The organism is Aeromonas cavernicola, assembly GCF_002795305.1.
Lineage (GTDB): Bacteria > Pseudomonadota > Gammaproteobacteria > Enterobacterales > Aeromonadaceae > Aeromonas > Aeromonas cavernicola.
On record NZ_PGGC01000006.1, the window covers coordinates 1 to 1,727 of the forward strand.

The window sequence follows — 1,727 nt, forward strand, 5'->3', positions numbered from 1 at the left end:
AAGTGTAACCGTTCACCGGCAGGGGCTTGACGCACACAATTCGGCTGGGGGTAATGCCGCCAATCAGTTGAAATGGTGCCTTTCTATAAAGGCGCCAATCACTTTCTCGTGGAGCTCAATGGAACGAGAGAAGCAGATGGTCTTGCGAGCCAATCGCTTGATGCGCGTTCTGAGCGTCAGGTTGTTACGCTCGATACGCTGGGTGAATATCTTCCCAGTCAGATGCATCTCGCTCGGCACCTCTCTGGCATAGCTTCCTGTAGTGGCATAGTGAATTTGGCCACCTGATTAGAGGTGATACTCTCACCTCATACACTGACAGGTGGCATGATGACGCAATCAAAACGACATACTTTTACTCCTCAGTTCAAACTCGAGTGCGCGCAGCTCGTCCTAGACCAGGGATACGCCATTCGCGCAGCCTGCGAAGCGATGGGCGTTAGCAAATCAGCCATGGAACTATGGGTGCGTCAATTACGTTCCGAGCGGGCTGGGAATTCTCCCAAGGCGACACCTCTGACTCCAGAACAACTTCGGATCCGTGAGCTCGAAAAGCGCTTACGTCGCTTGGAAGAGGAAAATACCATTCTAAAAAAAGCTACTGCTCTCTTGATGTCCGACTCCCTGAACAGTTCTCGCTAGTCGAGAAACTCAAGCAGAGCCATGCAGTTGCCCGTGTTTGTGAGGTGTTCGGGATCCACCGCAGCAGTTATAAATATTGGGCTGGCAGGGTAACGACCATTTCTCCCCAGCTTGTCGAACTGCGCAGCGAAATACGTCATGCGTATGAACTCAGCAATGGGTCTGCTGGCGCACGCACGATAACGGGGATCGTGACTGAGAGGGGATTGCCTCTCAGTCGTTATCGAGCAAGTAAGCTAATGAAAGTATTGGAATTAGTGAGTCGCCAGCAACCACAGTACAAGTACCGTAAGGCACCGCAAGAACACGTCACTATCCCTAATTTATTGGAGCGACAGTTTGCAGTGACGGCCCCCAATCAGGTGTGGTGCGGCGATGTGACGTACATCTGGACTGGCCAACGCTGGGGCTATCTGGCGGTAGTAATGGATTTGTTTGCCAGAAAACCGATTGGATGGTCGTTCTCGCTCGCGCCTGATAGTGAGTTGCTCATAGGCCCTGACCATGGCCTATGAGCAACGGGGACAACCACAGGGGGTGATGTTCCACTCTGATCAGGGCAGCCATTACAGCAGTCGCCGATATCAACAACTGTTATGGCGGTATCGGATAAATCCGAGCATGAGTCGACGAGGTAATTGCTGGGATAACGCACCGATGGAGCGGCTATTTCGTAGTTTGAAAAGTGAATGGGTTCCTGAGCATGGCTACAAAAATGTGGTCGATGCCAGGGAGAGTATCAGTGAGTATTTGATGGGCTATTACAGCAACATTCGTCCCCATCACTACAACGGTGGTTTGACACCAAATGAATCTTAACTGCAGTATTGGGCTGCTTATAAAACCGTGGCCAGTTTTACTTGACCACTACAGGTGACTCATGCTTAGCTTCGTCCCAGATGCCAAAATGATGTGGCGATGATCTCTCACTGGGGACTTCTTAGAGCCCCACTTCAGTGCAATGATTAGCACATAAATAATTGGGTAACGCCTCCAATCAGTTGAAATGATGCCTTTCGATAAAGGCACCAATCACTTTCTCGTGGAGCTCAACGGAACGAGAGAAGCAGATGGTCTTGCGCGCC

At 50.8% G+C, this 1,727-nt stretch carries 1 protein-coding gene and 2 pseudogenes; 1 reads left to right on the forward strand and 2 read right to left on the reverse strand.

Annotated features, from left to right (window positions below):
• Positions 1–63 precede the first annotated feature (63 nt).
• Positions 64–255, reverse strand: a pseudogene (locus CUC53_RS01415) (IS1 family transposase); the annotation flags it as partial.
• A 75-nt stretch (positions 256–330) separates the two neighbouring features.
• Here CUC53_RS01415 and CUC53_RS01420 point away from each other — a divergent pair.
• Positions 331–1,461: pseudogene (locus CUC53_RS01420) on the forward strand (IS3 family transposase).
• 178 nt (positions 1,462–1,639) lie between these two features.
• Here CUC53_RS01420 and CUC53_RS01425 read toward each other — a convergent pair.
• Positions 1,640–1,727: IS1 family transposase (locus CUC53_RS01425; RefSeq protein ID WP_236757843.1), on the reverse strand; the 88-nt coding region annotated here is incomplete at its 5' end.